Raw genomic sequence first — 16441 nt, 5'->3', positions numbered from 1 at the left:
TTTATGCTAAACCTGTACCCATTCCGATATTTATAGAACCGCTTTGAATTTCCTCTAGTAGATCTCCATTTGAACGGATTAGTTCATTTACTTCATTGATATTGTTATTATTAAGAGCGTTAACCATTTCGTCATAAACGCATACAGCACGTCCTGCAACTTGTGGATTACTTGAATTATCTCCTATAAGCTTGAACATAAATATATGTATTAACAGGGAATACTTATTGGCAATTCGTTCAAGATCTTGTCGGATAGAATCTTTTTCAAAATTGTCATTAGAATTTTTTATCTTGAAAAGTAATTCTCTCATTTCTGTTTCATCCTCAGTACTAAGGAAGCGACTAAATTCTCCAAGAAGTATCGTTGCGAATATTTCACCGATATTATTTTCTTGTTTATCCCCCATTAAAGCGCGGGTATGAGCAACACGAATTTCCTCTTCAAAATCTCCCCACCTTGAATCTGTTGGAGTATAATTGTTTTTGTTGATTGTATCAATTATTTGTTGCATTTCCCCTATGAAAGTTGCTTTTTTCGAATCCGAAATTTGAGGATTACTTAACACATCCTCTATTTTTTGAGAGAGTTCAGAAAGGCAACTACTATCATTTTGACCACGACCTAAACGTATTTCCGCTACTTTTCCAGTTTTTACAATCTTAACTTTAGCTGTCATTGTCTCATCTTCATCAAGATTAAAAGTGAAATTAAGATCACTCATTGCTGGCAGATTTTCAGAAATTGTAAAGAATCCTGATGCCGTTTTTATAAAACTACCATTTTCTGCATCAGTAAACAGTTTTATTTCTACAATCTTTTGATTATTACTTACTGTACGGAATTTTTTATTCCCTTCAAAAGGAAGAACTTCTTGGCTATCTATAATTTTCTCCATTCGGTGTGATCCATCTGGATTCTCTAACTGAATAAACGTTTGATGTTTTGTTGTTAAAACCACACCTATCTGATTTTCTGCAGATTCAATATTAGTTGCAGTTATAGCCTCTTCATCAGAGGGTAATGATTGTGCTAAAATTGCAGCACCTTCAGCTATGGCAAGCATTGGTTTTTCAGAAGAAAGCACCTTATCACTACCATATTTATCTGATAACATCTTTCGGACAAGAGGTATACATGAGGAACCTCCAACCAAAAGAATGTTATCTATAGTTTCAATGGGTATTCCTGTTTTCTCCAGTAGTTCGTCTATTAGATCAATAGTACGCTTAATCAGAGGAGTTATAAGAGTATCAAATGTGGAACGAGATATAACAAAATCTTCAACAGGATCTCCGTCTTCATTCTCAAGAAAGTCGCTAAAGTAAACTGTTGCATTCTCTACTTGACTCAAACTTTTCTTGGCTTCTTCTATACCCGACTTTAAACCTCCAATAAATTCGGATTTCTCTTTTTCTGTTTTTTCTTCAAGAAGTTCTGATAAAGAAAACCCGTCTCTTTTTTCTACTTCCTTACATACAAAATCAGACAGCAAGCGGTCTATATCATCACCACCGAGCCAACGATCACCACCACTTCCTGATTCTATGAATTGGCCATCTACTGCCATAAGTATTGAAAGGTCAAAAGTACCTCCACCAAAATCATAAACTAATACTTGTTTGCTTTCTCCTGGCATCATTTGGTCAAAACCATAAGATATAGCTGCCGCCGTAGGTTCAGCAAGCAATCGCTGAACATGAAGCCCTGCTAATTCAGCTGCTTTTTTTGTTGCGGTTTTCTGTTTTTCGGTAAAATACGCAGGAACCGTAATTACAGCATGCGTCACATCTCCTAACTTTGTATTAGCATCAGTTTTTAATGCCTTAAGAATTTCACCACTTATTTGTTCCGGACTGTATTCTTTACCACGAAGTACAATAGCTACAGCCTCCTCTGTTCCGCCTGATGGTTTTTTTATTCCGTAAGGATACGCATTGCTATCCGCACGCATTTTTTGTACACGAGGATCTGAAAAACCAGTTCCCATAAGACGTTTAACAGAAACGACAATATTAGGTGAATATCTTTTCCAATTTTTATAAACAGCATTACCAACAAGGAATTGTCCACTTTTATCAAGGGCAACACAAGAACGGCACAAATCCTCGTTATTTGCACCAGTCTGAATAACTTTTACGGCTGTATCTTTATAAGCAACAACAGAATTTGTTGTTCCTAAATCTATACCAATTGCTTTTCCCATTACAAATAAACTTAATTGTGATTATTTAATATTTCTTTTGCTTGAGCATCTGCTTCTTTGTCCATTTGAGCAATTCCTTCTTCTGACATCATTGCATCATTGGCTTTTTTATAAACCATATTAGGGGAGTCTGAAATTTCTGTTTGTGTATCATCGCAAGAATATGAGATTTTTGATGGTAATCTATTCTCCTCATGACCTAGTTGTTGAATTTGACTATTGTTTATTGCATTATTCTCAGATTCTGTTACTAATGGTGTATTAAAATCAATGTTTACTCGAATTGATTCAGCTTGTTGTTTTAATTGTCCAACTCGTTTACGACTTTCTTCTTCCCATTCAGAAAATGATTTTTCAAGCTCATTTTTTTTAACTTTCAAATCAGAAAGTGTTTTTTGTGCTGCACATACTTCGTCTGATTTTTTTTTGTAACAGTACGAATTTTTTTCTCTCTGTCGCCGTACATTTAACCACCAATTCCAATTGTCAGAAGCCAATTTATCACGATTGTTAGTTTTCTTGACAACATCACTTTCTGCTAAGTTAATTTTTTCACATAGCTGTAACAATTCTTTCTGACGTTTATCCCTCTCAGCATTTAATGCGCGTACCTCAGAAATTACGTTATAATATTCTACAGCTGTTGGTAAATCATGTTCATCTACTATTACAGCTACAGACATATCGTCATGGCTACCTCGTTCACTCAAATTTGATAAAGATTCTTTCAAAAGAGTTTCAACCTCTTCTTGCTTATGTCCTTCTAGTAGACACAATAGTTTGCTATAGAATTTGTGAATAAGTTCAGTTCTAATAAAAGTATCATCAATTCCATCACTACCTAAAGCAAAAGCCAGAGGGAAGTCTCCAGTTCCATCAAAAGCATATCTAAATTCCTCCACAGGAGTATGGTCACAAAGAGATGTCGTAATGTTTAAAAAACAATTACAATCCCATGGTACAGGTTCATACCATTTCATTAGTTTGTCACAAGCATATAACTTGCCATCTCCGATGTGAAATGCAAACCAATAACTAGGGGTACGAACTGCTGCCATCAATGTCGAACCATAAGCCTTTTCAAGGCGAGATGAACCAATCTTTTCCTTTTCTTTGCCACTAAAAGAATTTGTTTGAGCATCATTCTTTATTTCTGACTTCCAAGATTCATATATATCCGTAAACAATTTTCGAAATAGGGATTCCATTTCGGGGTATCGTTCTACCTCTTTTGTATACAGAATATTTTGTTTAAGCAGTTCCATCTCGCTCTCTGAAAGCATGGAAACCTCTCTTTTATGTCCTTGCTTATCTATTCTAGGATCTCTTGTGGGAACAACTGTTACTGCATTTTTTTTACCTGCAAAGATTTCAATAGGAGTTGATTTAACAAATTCAAGAATTTTATTTTTAGCGACTTCGGCTGCAATACGAGAACCTTTATCGCTTCGGACATAACTCTCTCCACCATGCCCATCGCATACAATAGCAATATACACCCCATCCTTATTGTAGTGTATTCCACTATCTTGACACGGTTTCTTAGAGGCAAGATGACTTGAACCTAACGCTTGTGTATAAAAAGTTATCATATCCATTAAACTAATTTACCAGCCAGCCCAATCGTCTGTACCTGCATTTGTTGTGGATGAACCAACGTCAATACCTTTTAAGGTTGGATCATTTACAATATCATTTTTGATAGTAGTTACAGTCTCTGTTGCCTTATCTGGAGCTTCTTTACCTACAGATGTATTTTTACTATTAACTCTAGATGCGGTCACGGATACCATTCTTATTATCTTTTTTAACTCATCAACATTATGGACGGTTAAAACAGCTTCTTCGTTTCCTGTAAAATCAATGAGAGTTTGCTTAATGCAATCATCTCCAATAGCTATGGCTATTTTAGTAGCAACCTTAAACCAATTATTCGCTTTTAATTTATCAAGCGCATATTCAGGATGATCTGTTGGAGCACCATCTGAAAGCAAAATAATAACTGGAGCAAATGAACCGGTAGCTTCCATCATAAATCCATGACTATGTGAAAGTTTTTGTGAGAGATTGTCATATGCCTCACCCAGAGAGGTTAGCCCGCCTGCTTGTAAATCACGCCACTCAAAAGTTTCAATTTCAGTTGGCGTAGGATACATCCATTCGCAGCCACTTGAAAATTCCAAAACTGCAATTTTAATCTTTGAATCAGAATTATTTTCAGATATTTCCTTAATAATAGGAAGAGTTTCACGTACAGCGGTATTCAAAGCTCCAATTTTGGCTCCTGACATACTTCCTGATGTATCCACTAAATAAAATAGAGTCATTACCTTACGAGGTATTTCATCTACAATTGCAAAAGGATCATTTTCCATTTTTTATTTTCGTTTTACAACGTGATTAAAGCCGTCACGTCATGATTAAACTTTATTTTTAAATCTGGCAAAATAGGCAAACCACGCCCATCTTCGATATTACGAACTTCTCCATTAGGTAAGACTACTGCCCATGTAACTTTTGATGTATTTTTAATTCCAAGCTTACCTTGAGGATTCTTTATAACAATGCCAAAAACTTCGGAAAGATCTACATTAGTAGACGCTTGTGATTGACATTTATATATTTTTTGTCCTTCCAACATTGGAATACGATAGTTCCCAACTTTTAAAACCATAGGACGGTTTATGACTTGTTTGCAACGAATACATTTAGAACCTACTGCTTCTGGGTCAATAAAAGTTTCATTTCCACAATGAGGACATTTTACGTATTGAGAACGTACTTGGAGAAGGACTTGTTGCCAAGTTTTGTCCATTACACGTTTTGTGGGATTTTGTATCGCTTCTTTAGAAAAGGCTTTTATAAATGTTTCTCTTAAAAGACGAGGGAATAGAGGCCAACGACGCATCACATTTTTATGGAAACGAGGATCGGGACGGTTAGAATCATCTGATGGATCCATAATAAAAACACAATCTTTTCCAAACAATATACGCTCTGCATCTTCCGTTAAGCAAGGGCAGCTAAGAACCTTTTTACCTTCAAATGGGCGATTTAGGTAAAATAATATAAACAGTATAACAGCAAGAGAAAAGTAATCCGTGTATCTATCAGGCATTGCTTCTTTAGCGACAATTTCTGGTGCCATATAACCGCTTTTACCAACAATTCCCATGTTTACTTTATTTGGAGCAACATTATCATTATCACAAACAAGCACATCTCCCGTTTTAGGATTGATAAAAAAGTTCCCGTCATTCATATCTTGATAACTCAATCCTGCGATATGAAGTTTTTGAAAAGCTGAACATATTTGTAGGGCAGCTTCAATGAGAACGCCAGGTGAAGCGAAATGTGTTTTAGCAAGCATAAAAGCTCCGATTTCCTCGTAATTTTTCGGACGCAGATTCATGATATATCCAAAACTACCATACTGATTAGGACTTGTTATTGCAATTGGCCACAAAAAAGAGGAATTAGGAGCACCATTCTTTACGTTGTTTTCCAAATTAGCATAAAATGCTGATTTACATTCTGAAATATACCATTTCAGTGCAAAAGAAGTTCCCTCATAATCCACCTTATAAACTATACCCTGTCCACCACGACCAAGTTCTTCAACAACTCGGCAACACTTACCATTAGTAAGTTTAATTATTGTATTTGATGCTAACTCTGCCATTTTATTTTAATTTTCACCTTATCTCTTAAATAGAGAATGTGATAACATATTAAGCATTAAAAGATAATGTATTAGTGGATATTGGAAACAGAAATATAAAACAAAAAGAAAATTATAATTCCATATTTTTATGTTTAACAGTATTGTAGTTCCTAATTTCCAATTAATTGTCTATCTTTGTGCTTAGTTAAGTATCTCTATTTAAGAGATTTGTATATTTTATAAACATTTTAACTAAGGACCATTTTTAATCAAAGATGAAATAATCTATGTATAATTTTTCCTTTTTGATCCGTGTCATTGTATTATTATTCAAGCATCTCTAAATAAGAGATACTTATCTCAAACACAAAGGTAGTCATATTCCTCAAAAAGAAAAACATATATGTGTGATTATAATTAAACATTCACAAATATTTTATTGGTGAATGCATAGCTCGTTTAGCGAGAAATAAAATTTGTTTATATAAAAAATTGAAAATCAATAACTAAATACATCTTTCAATCTCTTATTTAGAGAATTGTATGATAACTAAACAAAAACGTTTCAATTCCTAAACCTAGAATGGACATATCTTAAAGACTTTTCAATATAAGCGAATTAGCCTTATCAACTACTGAGGAATCAAGTGAAGCAAGATAGATTTGAGTTGTAGTTTCCGAGTCATGTCCCATTCCTTCACTAATTATACTTATTGGAATGCCTTTTGCTTTAGCAGCTGATGCCCAACTATGGCGGGCAACGTATAGAGTTAGCGGAATAGAAATTCCGACCATTTGAGCTATTTTTTTCAAATTGTGATTTATATTATAACCAACATTACGATAAGTGTATATTTCATTTGTTCCTGGATTTTTGATAATTGGTAACAGGTAGTCAGTTACATTATCTGGGTATTTATCAAGGATAAACTGCATTTCTTTCGTCCATTCAATAATAAGTTGTTGCCCAGTTTTACGACGGCGATATGTTATATATCCATTGACAAGATCTGCTTTTCTCAAAAATGCCATATCTATGAAACTCATTCCTCGTAGATAGAAACTTATCAAAAACATATCACGGGCAAAATCTAATGCAGGTGTCAAAGACAAGTCTAAAGACTTTATTTTTTTTATGGTTTGTAGTGACAAAGCTCGTTTCACAGTTTTATCAACTCCGGTATAAACATGCTTGAACGGATTACGATTCTCTATAATATCATTTTCAACTGCACGGTTATAAACAGCACGGAGTATCCGGGTATAGAACGAAATTGAATTTGGGGTGACACCACGATTATGATACCATGCTTCATATGCTTCCATGATTTCAGAAGTAAGGTTGTCGAGCATTATATCTTCATCTTTTCTGAATTTTTTAAAACTATTGAGTGTAACCTTATAAGTTTCAGCGGTTCTAATTTTCCCATTCTGTTTAAGTTTAGCAATGATGTTTTCCATGAAATTGAATAATGAATAATTATTGACATACTTGTTAAATTCTTCAATCACATCATCGGCTGTATATGATAAACCAGTTGTTTCCAATTTCTTATCTATTTTTACCAAACGTTCCATATCCCAGCGAATACGTTCACGAACGGAAAGCAAAAAAGGTCTCCGTTCAGAATGAGAAGGGATTGTCATCATCGAACGACTTTCATTCCACTCATTAGGAAAAACATGATATTTGGAAAGAAGTTGTCGTACCTTTCGCTCATGTATAATTTGATAATAGATTGTACCCTCACGACCAGCGACAGTCGAAGGACGAAATTTTACTTTTATTGTTGCCATACTTCATAAATCTTATAAGTTGTTATATAGCCGAGTTATTTAATCTGATTGCATCTGATATAATAGGAGTAAGTCTTATTACTTTATTTTCTATACTTTCTTTGAAATTTCTTTTTGCTTTGAACATAATGAAACCTGCTTTACAATATATAGATGAATATCAAAATGATTAGATAATCATCCCTGATTAAACATATCTCTATTGGACAGCCCTTTAGAAAGCTTGCATTAAATCTATAATAATCAATATTTTGTATCAAATATAGAATTTATACATATTGTTCACAATATGTTAAATATGGGATTTTATTGGATATTATGGTATTTTGAGGTAATATGGATAATCCTAATACTATACAACATACAGAAAATATCAACCTGCAACGGTTATAAAAGCTTGTAAAGCTAATTTTCACTCCATTTTATTGCATTTCATGTCATGCCGAAAGTCACAAAGTATTTGAGATAGTGAAGCCAGCCGACTTACTCCGTGTCTATGACACCAAGTAAGTTCCAGCTGACAGGTTACTACGATTGATGGAAGTTTCCAGTCCGTTGCCATAGAGAGAGCCTGCAAGACTACGCTTTGCTCCATTTTACAGGCTCTCACAACGGCAACGGCGTTTCAGAATATTCTTCATATATATGGATACTTGCCTGCAAGGTGATAATCTGTTCTCCGAAAAATGTAAGAAAAATTTAGCTTGACAACCATTTGAGTCTCGTGGTCGGGAGCCGTTTTTTACGTGCAAAGCTACTGCGGACAGGGAGAACGTCAAGTGTCGCTGACGCTTTCGGTCGGAGGGCTTGACGGCAGCCTTCCGCAAATTTTCCCGTTCCTCCAAAATTTGGGTATTCCGTCCGCACTCTCTGATCTCACACTTGCCTTATCTCCCTTTACGTCCGCAGTCTGGCCTGCACGAAAAACGGTTTTCCCGACCACGAGGCTCAAAGGAGCTTCACAAGAGGGAAAAGAATTGAAACCTCCAAACTTAAAGGATTATGCGAGTAAGAAAAATGACTATCGAGCAAGGACGAAGAGTTGGCATAGACCGCTTTCCCAACTTTCACAGGACAGGAAGTGTCCGAGGCATGAAGAGGCTCTATTATGGGAGCAGGTGTTTACTGGTGCGGTGTGGCGATTATATCTACAACGTGTCACCCGAACCTTGGATTTATTATCAAGCAACCATCTAAATTGTAACAATATGGACTATCAGGAATTTTCAGGAGCGACAGTCTCCGGGCAGGACAAGGCTTTCGCCCAAGAGTTTGCAAACTTCGTGAACGGACGGATGTGTTCCGCCGACAAGACCGGCAGGGAACTGACCAGAGCGCACCGCTACCTCCAGCAGCAGATGTTCAAGGTATTCATTGGCTTCATGCGGCAGTTAGCACACAATTACCAAAATGGCTTTTATGACGAACGCAACGAGTGGGCTTCACGGCTCGCTTCGGAAGCGTACCAACATCTGATTGAAAGAGAACTTATTTATGACCCCGAATTTTCAAACACTAAAACTTACTGATATGTGGGACGATACAGATTTTCCGGAATACGGACAGCAATGTGAGCTGATAGCACCGTGGCATGGCTATCATCGTGGTACAATCATCGCCAAAACCGCAAAAGGCTTTACCGTGCAGTTCAGCAGCGGAGCGGAAATAGACGTTTACGAGGACGAAATTAAATTTGACTGATTATGTGCAGGCTTATGACATCCATGTTGGAGGAAGCCTTGAAAGGCTATCCCCTTTATTCCCAAGACGGCAAGGGAAAGGACGCTGTTTGCCGTGCGGTTTTTGCCCTCGGTTCTGTCCGCTGGTTCATTCTTGAAGGAGAGACAGAAGGTAATGACACCATTCTTTTCGGTATAGTTGTCGGACTTATGGAGGACGAGTACGGCTACATTTCACTGAACGAGCTGTCGGAAGTGGAGCTTGACCTTACGGCACAAGGCCTTGGCAAATTGCTGGTACGGCAGCAAATGGACTTCCAGCCTGCACCGCTTTGCAGGCTGAATGACCACCGTCTGCAACGTTTCCTTGCGAGATTTGAAGATTGAGTTTATAAACCGTCAGCCGTGGCTTGACACTACGGCTGACATAAAACAAAAACGATATGCGCAAAAAAGACAGAATAGATACAGTTGTCCGATGCGGTGAAACGAACGGCTGGAATGTAAGTGCGGATGCCGGACAGAAGAATGGGATAGTCATCTTCGAGTTTTCAAAATTCACTCCGGCAGGGCAGGACTTTTCCTTTACGGCTACAATGAAAGGCAAAGACCTTGACAGTCTGATAGCGGACATGGAGAACTATTACGATGACTTCGACGTGGACGAGGAAACGTATCTGTGGCTTGACAACAGGGGACACGGAAAAAACGGAGCACCTTACCGTATGAGAGATGTACTTGAAGATATGGAAGCGGCAGGGAAAATGGTGGAGGACCTTCTTGACGCAATCAGAGAAATAGCATAGGACTAAGACTATATTAAGCAGCCTGCCATGTTTCAAAGGGAATATGGCGGACCGGCTTATGTTTGTTTCATAACAACTGACTCATACTGACATGACAGACGACCAAATTATTCACATTGCAGCCATAAACGGCTGGAATGTATCAACGAGAATGGGAAACGGTATTCGATGCTTCAATTTTAAGCGGAAAACACTTGGCGGTGTAGCGTTCTGTTTTACCGCTGAAATGAAGAATGGTAAGATGGAAAATCTTATATCGGAAATAATGTCCTTCGTGGATGCCATCAACCCCGAAGTGTGTGCGTGGGAGTGGATGATAAAGTCCGGAGCGACATCCCCGGCACGCTACCTGCAAGCCGTTGCGGACATGGAGGACATACGTACAAAGGCATGGCTTCTTGCCTGCGACTTGTCAAAGGCAACAGGTAAAAGTCCGTTTACGCATCATTGGCTAAATTGACCGGAACGGAAAGCGTCAGTGGCATCCGGCCCTGTCGTCTTTCCGTCTGCGGCCTTTCTTCGGGGGACCGGCTGCTTTATAGGCTATCAGGTCCGCTCCACGAAACATAAGTTTCGTCTTGTCCTGCATTTTCACAAAAGGCAAAGGCCTTTCGGGATGACTGATATAGGCATAGACAGTACACCTGTGAACACCCAAATAACGTGCGGCTTCACTGACGGAGTATATCCGACCGGGAAGAACTTCCAAAAACAACTTGTGTAAATCCATATCCAACTTCGCTTTGCCATAAAGATAAAATCGGAATACATATATATCAATACGTTAGATATTGGAATATCAGCTATTTAATGGGATTTTCAAGGAATATGTGTTATCAAACGCTGTAATGTTTAAGACCACATTGAGAAATGTATGCGTTACAAGAAAATAAGAAGGGCATATATTTAGAGGTTGACAGCGTTGACAAGGGAGCCAACGTCAAACGTATCTTATAAGGTTTGCCATAAGCTACTATCATACAATATATTATCTTTTTCTTTATTAAAAGAAGAAATAAATAGTATATCGTGATTTGTCAACCTTTGGCTCCAAATATCTTGGGTTTTTCTGAAAGTGGCTACCTTTGTCAACGTTTGTCAACGCTGATTTTCAATATAAACTATTTGGTACTAAATGTATTATGCTTTGTCAACGCTGTCAACATGAAAATATGTGCAGATATTTTTTTGAAAGTTATAGGAAGTCTTAGATAAGATTAGATTCTAATATAGGGGATTTAATTACGGAAAATATTTATATTATCCGTAGATAAATACCCATTATTCGGATAAATTCAATAACTTTGCAATAGAAAATACCAAGATATGGAAAATATAACAGATATGTTGGCAAACAAAGGTGGGGTTCTGTCCGTAAAAGATCTTTCTAATCGCTCTGAATATAAACGAGTACTTCGAGCTGTAGAAAGAGGCGAACTTATACGGGTACGCCAAGGGGTTTATGCTGAGCCAACAGCTCTTTTCAGCACGATGGTAGATATAGAGCGAATAATACCTGGTGGTGTTGTATGCCTATATAATGCCTGGTCTTATTACCAGCTTTCAACAACTGTCCCCCCCGCATTTTGTATAGCCATAAGAAGTAAAAGAAAAATTGTTCTTCCAGATAGTATTCCTATACAACTTTATTATTGGAAGGATGAGTATTTTGATATTGGTGTTATTGAACAAAATGTTTCCGGTCACACAATACGAATGACAGACTTAGAAAGAAGTGTTTGCGATGCCATCAAGTATCGAAATAAAATTGGTATGGATATATGTGCAGAAGTCGTAAGAACATATCTGAAACGGAATGACAGAAATCTTAGCCGCTTATATGATTACGCTAAGAAATTGAGAGTATATAAAACGCTTAACTATTTCATTGAAATAACATTAGAATAATGAAAAGAAAAATAACCAATTACGGGAAGTCCGTCAGAGAAAAGCTCCTGAACTTGAAAAAAACTTCCGGCCATGAATATATGTATTTATTAGCACGGTATTTTAACGAACGGCTGCTGTATCGTGTTTCAGTAAGTCAGTTTAAGGACAACTTCCTATTGAAAGGTGGTTCGCTTTTGTATGCAATGGATGGATTGGATGCCCGACCTACCGTGGATGTTGACTTTATGGCAAAAAGAATAAGTCGTGACAGGAAACATTTGGAATCTGTATTCAAAGAAATTCTAAGTATTCCTTGTGAGAAAGATGGTGTTGTATTTAATGTGGATAGTATCAGAGCAGAACCTATTACAGTGGAAAAAGAATATCCCGGGACCCGCTTTTATTTTACCGGATATTTGGATACTATTGAACACAATATGTCTATTGACATCGGTTTTGGAGATGTGGTTACGCCATGTCCTGAAACTGTGGATTTTCCATTACTTCTACCAGATAATCCATCCATTAATATTCAGGCATATTCGATAGAAACCGTAGTAGCTGAGAAATTCCATACAATGATAGATCGTGATGTACTGAATAGTAGAATGAAGGATTTCTTTGATTGCTATCAGATTCTTACAACAAAGGATATAGATAAGACAACATTACAAGAAGCAATCAATGCAACTTTCGAAAACAGAAAATTGGAATATAATCCCAATTTGAAACTGTTTACTGACGATTTCAAAACAGATCCTGAGCGAATTAAACGCTGGCAGTTGTTTTTGAAAAAAATCAAATGGAAAGTCAATATTCCTTTTGAAGAAGTCATGTCAGTTATAGAGAACAACCTGAAAAGTTTAATGGAAACCTATTTTCAGAAAGACAGATTAGAATAATCTATTTAATGCCAAGTGTTTAATCCGAAATCAGATGAAAACACTTGGCTTTATTGTCACATTCAATATCCTTCTAATTCTGTATTATCAGATACAACTTCCGTTTCAAGTTCAAGTCCGAACGTATCCTTTAATTGCTGATAGTCAAAGCACAATGCTTTCGGACGGTTCACCTTGACCTTCCTGACCTGCTCGCCATTGACAATCTCAATGGAATATTCCGGCAGGCCGCTCGGAGACAGGATTGTAAACCGATCCTGTTTCAGACCGAGATACGACGGATGCGATTTCAGATACGTCAGGATGGTGGACCAGTTCGATCGGTTGGCCGTAGCGTTCATGTTCCGGCTGTTGAACAGGGAGGCTATGGCCGCCATGTTCAGGTAGAGGATAGGACGGGCCTCGTTGAACTCGATGTCTTCCCTGACAGAAAGAGGTCGGAACGATTTCATGTAGCGGATACGGTAGTGAACCCGGTCAATGCACTTCCCTGATGTCTGGAATCCCTGAAGCATGTTCCAGAAGTCGGCAATCTCCGAACTCTCCTGGGCTAGCTCGTTCTGAACACGTATGCCTTTTATGGCCGTATCAAACAGTTCCGTATAGGTAAATGGAACGTCTATCACTGTTTCTAACGTGCGGAAAGCGGCCAGCGGAATGACCCAGTTGCCGAAAATACGGTCATGGATGGTCTCGTTCTCTAACTTCGTGGCCAATTCCCGCTTGGTGATGGAATAGATTTCCGGAAAATTCTTCTCGAACAGCTCCCGATGGTTCAGTATTTCCAGCGTGAGATGCGTCAGCCCCAAATTACAGAGAGCCACCAGGTCTTCATAATGTTTCTTCTCCGCCTGGCTGAAAGAGGTTTTCGAGAAGGCAAGGAAGATGACACGGGTATAAAGTGCCATGTCCTGCGTGGGCTTGTCCTGACCGCAAAGCACCACGCCGGTAGTGACGATGGTCTGTGCCGCCATCCCGTCCGTGCCCGTATTCTTCTTGGTCTGTCCGCCGCCTCCCCACAGTCCTTTCAGATAGGCTATCTTGCGGATGTCAAGGTCGTTCTTGTATTCGTCCAGCACGACAAGGGTATTGACCGCCTGCGATACACGGTCGTTCATGGCAGGAACGGAGGTGACACCCAGGTTGGGCGGATCAACCCCGTGCAGGAAGAAGGACTGGAGGGAGGTGGCGAGCGTGGTCTTGCCGGTTCCCTTCTCGCCAAACAGGTTGAGTATGGGGAAATGACGGGTACGGCTGAATATGATGTCACGGAACAGGGTGGCAAGCAGGTAGCAGAAAGCGACGTTTGCGTTCTCACCGAACACTTCCGACAGTCTTGACACATAATCATACAGCTTCACCCCGTTGCGGTTCTCATGTACCATCAGCCGCTCGAACTGGAAGATTTCCTGGTTGTGGATATAGATTTTGGAAGTCGCCGGAATATAATATGCTTTATCATCATTACTTTTGACTATACCCAGTTCATTGACTGCCCTGAATGTGCCGCCGGTGAATATGCCGTTACCGAAGGCAAAGAAACCTTCTGCCGCATTCCATCCCAGTTTCCGGACACGTTCTGCCGTATCGGTCTTTGAATAGAGGTATTCCTTGACACGGTTGAGCCTGTCTATCTTGGCCAGCCATACATAGTTGCCCAGTGAACCGACCTTCTGCTGGAAGTTGCTTAGTGAACACAGTTCGGACTCCTTCAGTTCGACGACACGGCAGACGTTGTACATGTTCCTCATACGGAAAATACGGGTACCGTTGTTCTCGTCCTCGATATGAAACAGCGGTTCCATAACAAAGTTGGATATTCTGGCCGGCTCGTCATCCTCCTCGCCAATGGAATAATAGCAGTTCTCACGTACAAACAAGCCGAACTGACGCAGCAGCTCCGCCTCACGCTGCATCTCGTTCATGGAATCTGAACGGCTGCTTTTTCTCCGGGCTTCACCCCGTGCTTGTGATACGGCATCACGCCACAGTTTTACCTTGCCGTGCAGCTTGGAGAGCTGTTCGATGCACTGATCAAACACCAGCTGGTCCTTCACGTAACGCAGCAGGTCGGCTATTTCAGAAACACATTTCCGTTCCTCCACCAAAGAAGAAGCCACAAAGAAACGCTTTTGTGCCAGCCAGATGATGAAATGCTTCTCGACCAGCGAAGTATAGTCCTCCTTACAACGGATGAAACTGTCGGCATCGTTCTTGCCGTATTGTGTTCCAGACTCACTATCAGAGACATTCGCAAACGGCAGTTCCCTGACCGTTACATGGAAACCTTTCCTGATTGCGGCAGCTCCGTTTGTCATGACCGCCTCAAATCCGGGTCCGTATGGTTTGCTTTCAGCCACGTCCGAATCCGGAATGAAGCACAGGGACGACGTGAACTTTTTCAGTTGGTCGAACTGGCCGTCCGTCCATGCCGTACCGAGAGCGGCCACCGTATTCTCATACCCCACGGACTGCATTCGGAGTACGTCTGGCGCACCTTCCACGATGATAAAGTAGTCCGCATCCCGCTGGCGGCTTGCCCTGTCAATGCCGAAAATTGTCTCACCTTTGGAATACACCATACTGGTAGCCGAATTGATATACTTCGGAGCTTTCGGGTTGTCACCGATGTACCTGGCCGTATAGGCGATGATGCGTCCCCACCTGTTCCGCACAGGAATCATGATGCGCTGGCGGAACATGGCATACACGCTGCCGTCCTCGCCACGCCGGAGCATCCCAAGCTCGAACAGCTTTTCCCCGGCAAGAGACTTCTGCCGGCAATACTCCATGAATGCGGAACCGTCCTTGGGCGCATAGCCGATGCCCGCCACGGAACAGAACTCCTCCGGCCATCTTCCATACGCATATTCACGTGCCCGAGAGCACTCTTCACTTGTTTCCGCTCTCAGGTTTTCAAGGAAGTAGTTCTGTATGCAGTCCAATGCAGCCAGCAAGGACTCCCGGTGCTTTGTCTCTGCAACCTGTTCATCTGTACGTTCCTCGTCTGTGTATTCTACCGGAATATTATTATTATCAGCTATGAACCTGACCGCTTCGATGAAGGAAAGATTCTCCTTCTCCATAATGAAAGTGATAGCGTCACCGCCACGGTTACAGCTGAAGCAGTGGAACAGGTTCCTATGCGGGGACACCGCGAACGATCCGGTCTTCTCCGCATGGAAAGGACAAAGCCCCATCAGGGTCGAGCCCTTCCTTGAAAGGCTGACATAAGGTTTGAGAACATCCTCTATGGCAAGTTCCCTGACTTTGCTTATAGTGGATTCGCTGATCATAATGTCTTCATAAGATTCCAGCAATCGATGATGGACTGCCCGGAGAATTTCGGTCGGCATGGGTTGTTCGGGTTAAGCGGCGTAATGTAACCGTTGTCCCGGTACTTTCGGAGCGTCTTGTGGCTTATGCCCAGTTCGGCACAGGTCCGTTTGGCAGAATAGACTCCTTCGGGGTCGCAGGTTGGTTTCAACTCTTTCATT

Annotated in this window: 16 protein-coding genes; 8 read left to right on the top strand and 8 right to left on the bottom strand. The window is 40.1% G+C overall.

The annotated features are described in order from the left end of the window. Window position 1: 1 nt before the first annotated feature. The 5 genes from KSX81_RS25455 to KSX81_RS25435 form a co-directional block, all read right to left on the bottom strand. Window positions 2–2206 carry an Hsp70 family protein gene (locus KSX81_RS25455; protein WP_217725705.1) on the bottom strand — a complete coding sequence of 735 codons (2205 nt, stop codon included), beginning with the start codon at window positions 2204–2206 and terminating at the stop codon, window positions 2–4. 11 nt (window positions 2207–2217) lie between these two features. Continuing rightward, window positions 2218–3798, bottom strand: a complete 1581-nt coding sequence (locus KSX81_RS25450; RefSeq protein WP_217732864.1) for a protein phosphatase 2C domain-containing protein — start codon at window positions 3796–3798, stop codon at window positions 2218–2220. 15 nt (window positions 3799–3813) lie between these two features. Continuing rightward, window positions 3814–4581, bottom strand: a complete 768-nt coding sequence (locus KSX81_RS25445; protein ID WP_217725707.1) for a vWA domain-containing protein — start codon at window positions 4579–4581, stop codon at window positions 3814–3816. A 14-nt stretch (window positions 4582–4595) separates the two neighbouring features. Then, a complete protein-coding gene (locus KSX81_RS25440; RefSeq protein WP_254884190.1) occupies window positions 4596–5888 on the bottom strand; it encodes a protein kinase domain-containing protein in 1293 nt (430 codons plus the stop codon). A 576-nt stretch (window positions 5889–6464) separates the two neighbouring features. Then, the gene (locus KSX81_RS25435; protein WP_217725708.1) at window positions 6465–7667 is read right to left on the bottom strand and encodes a tyrosine-type recombinase/integrase; all 1203 of its coding nucleotides are present in this window, start codon (window positions 7665–7667) and stop codon (window positions 6465–6467) included. A 1002-nt stretch (window positions 7668–8669) separates the two neighbouring features. Between KSX81_RS25435 and KSX81_RS25430 the strand changes: the two genes are divergently transcribed. The 6 genes from KSX81_RS25430 (at window position 8670) to KSX81_RS25405 (ending at window position 10612) form a co-directional block, all read left to right on the top strand. Further along, on the top strand, window positions 8670–8864 hold the full coding sequence (locus tag KSX81_RS25430; protein ID WP_075316826.1) for a hypothetical protein: 195 nt from the start codon (window positions 8670–8672) through the stop codon (window positions 8862–8864). Continuing rightward, on the top strand, window positions 8837–9196 hold the full coding sequence (locus KSX81_RS25425; RefSeq protein WP_254884191.1) for a sulfide:quinone reductase: 360 nt from the start codon (window positions 8837–8839) through the stop codon (window positions 9194–9196). Before KSX81_RS25430 ends, KSX81_RS25425 begins: the two co-directional genes overlap by 28 nt. Before the next feature lies 1 nt (window position 9197). After that, window positions 9198–9368 (top strand): glyoxalase, encoded by a 171-nt coding sequence (locus KSX81_RS25420; protein WP_217725709.1) that lies wholly within the window; start codon window positions 9198–9200, stop codon window positions 9366–9368. Between the two features lie 2 nt (window positions 9369–9370). Then, complete coding sequence (locus KSX81_RS25415; RefSeq protein WP_217725710.1) at window positions 9371–9733, top strand: hypothetical protein; 363 nt, start codon at window positions 9371–9373, stop codon at window positions 9731–9733. A gap of 56 nt (window positions 9734–9789) precedes the next feature. Next, entirely contained in the window at window positions 9790–10152 is a 363-nt protein-coding gene (locus KSX81_RS25410; RefSeq protein WP_217725711.1) for a hypothetical protein, read from the top strand. Between the two features lie 91 nt (window positions 10153–10243). Continuing rightward, complete coding sequence (locus tag KSX81_RS25405) at window positions 10244–10612, top strand: hypothetical protein (protein WP_217725712.1); 369 nt, start codon at window positions 10244–10246, stop codon at window positions 10610–10612. A gap of 15 nt (window positions 10613–10627) precedes the next feature. Here KSX81_RS25405 and KSX81_RS25400 read toward each other — a convergent pair whose 3' ends face one another. Continuing rightward, on the bottom strand, window positions 10628–10882 hold the full coding sequence (locus KSX81_RS25400) for a helix-turn-helix domain-containing protein (protein ID WP_410492457.1): 255 nt from the start codon (window positions 10880–10882) through the stop codon (window positions 10628–10630). Window positions 10883–11478: 596 nt separating this feature from the next. Between KSX81_RS25400 and KSX81_RS25395 the strand changes: the two genes are divergently transcribed. Both KSX81_RS25395 and KSX81_RS25390 read left to right on the top strand, forming a co-directional pair. Further along, a complete protein-coding gene (locus KSX81_RS25395) occupies window positions 11479–12060 on the top strand; it encodes a type IV toxin-antitoxin system AbiEi family antitoxin domain-containing protein (protein WP_022161822.1) in 582 nt (193 codons plus the stop codon). Continuing rightward, complete coding sequence (locus tag KSX81_RS25390; RefSeq protein ID WP_022161821.1) at window positions 12060–12944, top strand: nucleotidyl transferase AbiEii/AbiGii toxin family protein; 885 nt, start codon at window positions 12060–12062, stop codon at window positions 12942–12944. The genes KSX81_RS25395 and KSX81_RS25390 overlap by 1 nt, the downstream gene beginning before the upstream one ends. Before the next feature lie 62 nt (window positions 12945–13006). Here the strand turns inward: KSX81_RS25390 and KSX81_RS25385 are convergent, their stop codons facing one another. Then, complete coding sequence (locus KSX81_RS25385) at window positions 13007–16240, bottom strand: DNA primase (RefSeq protein ID WP_217725719.1); 3234 nt, start codon at window positions 16238–16240, stop codon at window positions 13007–13009. Continuing rightward, window positions 16237–16440, bottom strand: a complete 204-nt coding sequence (locus tag KSX81_RS25380; RefSeq protein ID WP_022161819.1) for a hypothetical protein — start codon at window positions 16438–16440, stop codon at window positions 16237–16239. The genes KSX81_RS25385 and KSX81_RS25380 overlap by 4 nt, the downstream gene beginning before the upstream one ends. Between the last annotated feature and the right edge of the window lies 1 nt (window position 16441).

Source organism: Bacteroides sp. MSK.18.37, assembly GCF_019129155.2.
GTDB classification, from domain to species: Bacteria; Bacteroidota; Bacteroidia; order Bacteroidales; family Bacteroidaceae; genus Bacteroides; species Bacteroides ovatus.
The sequence above is the reverse complement of the archived record's forward strand: the minus strand, read 5'-3'. Positions and strand labels throughout refer to the sequence as shown.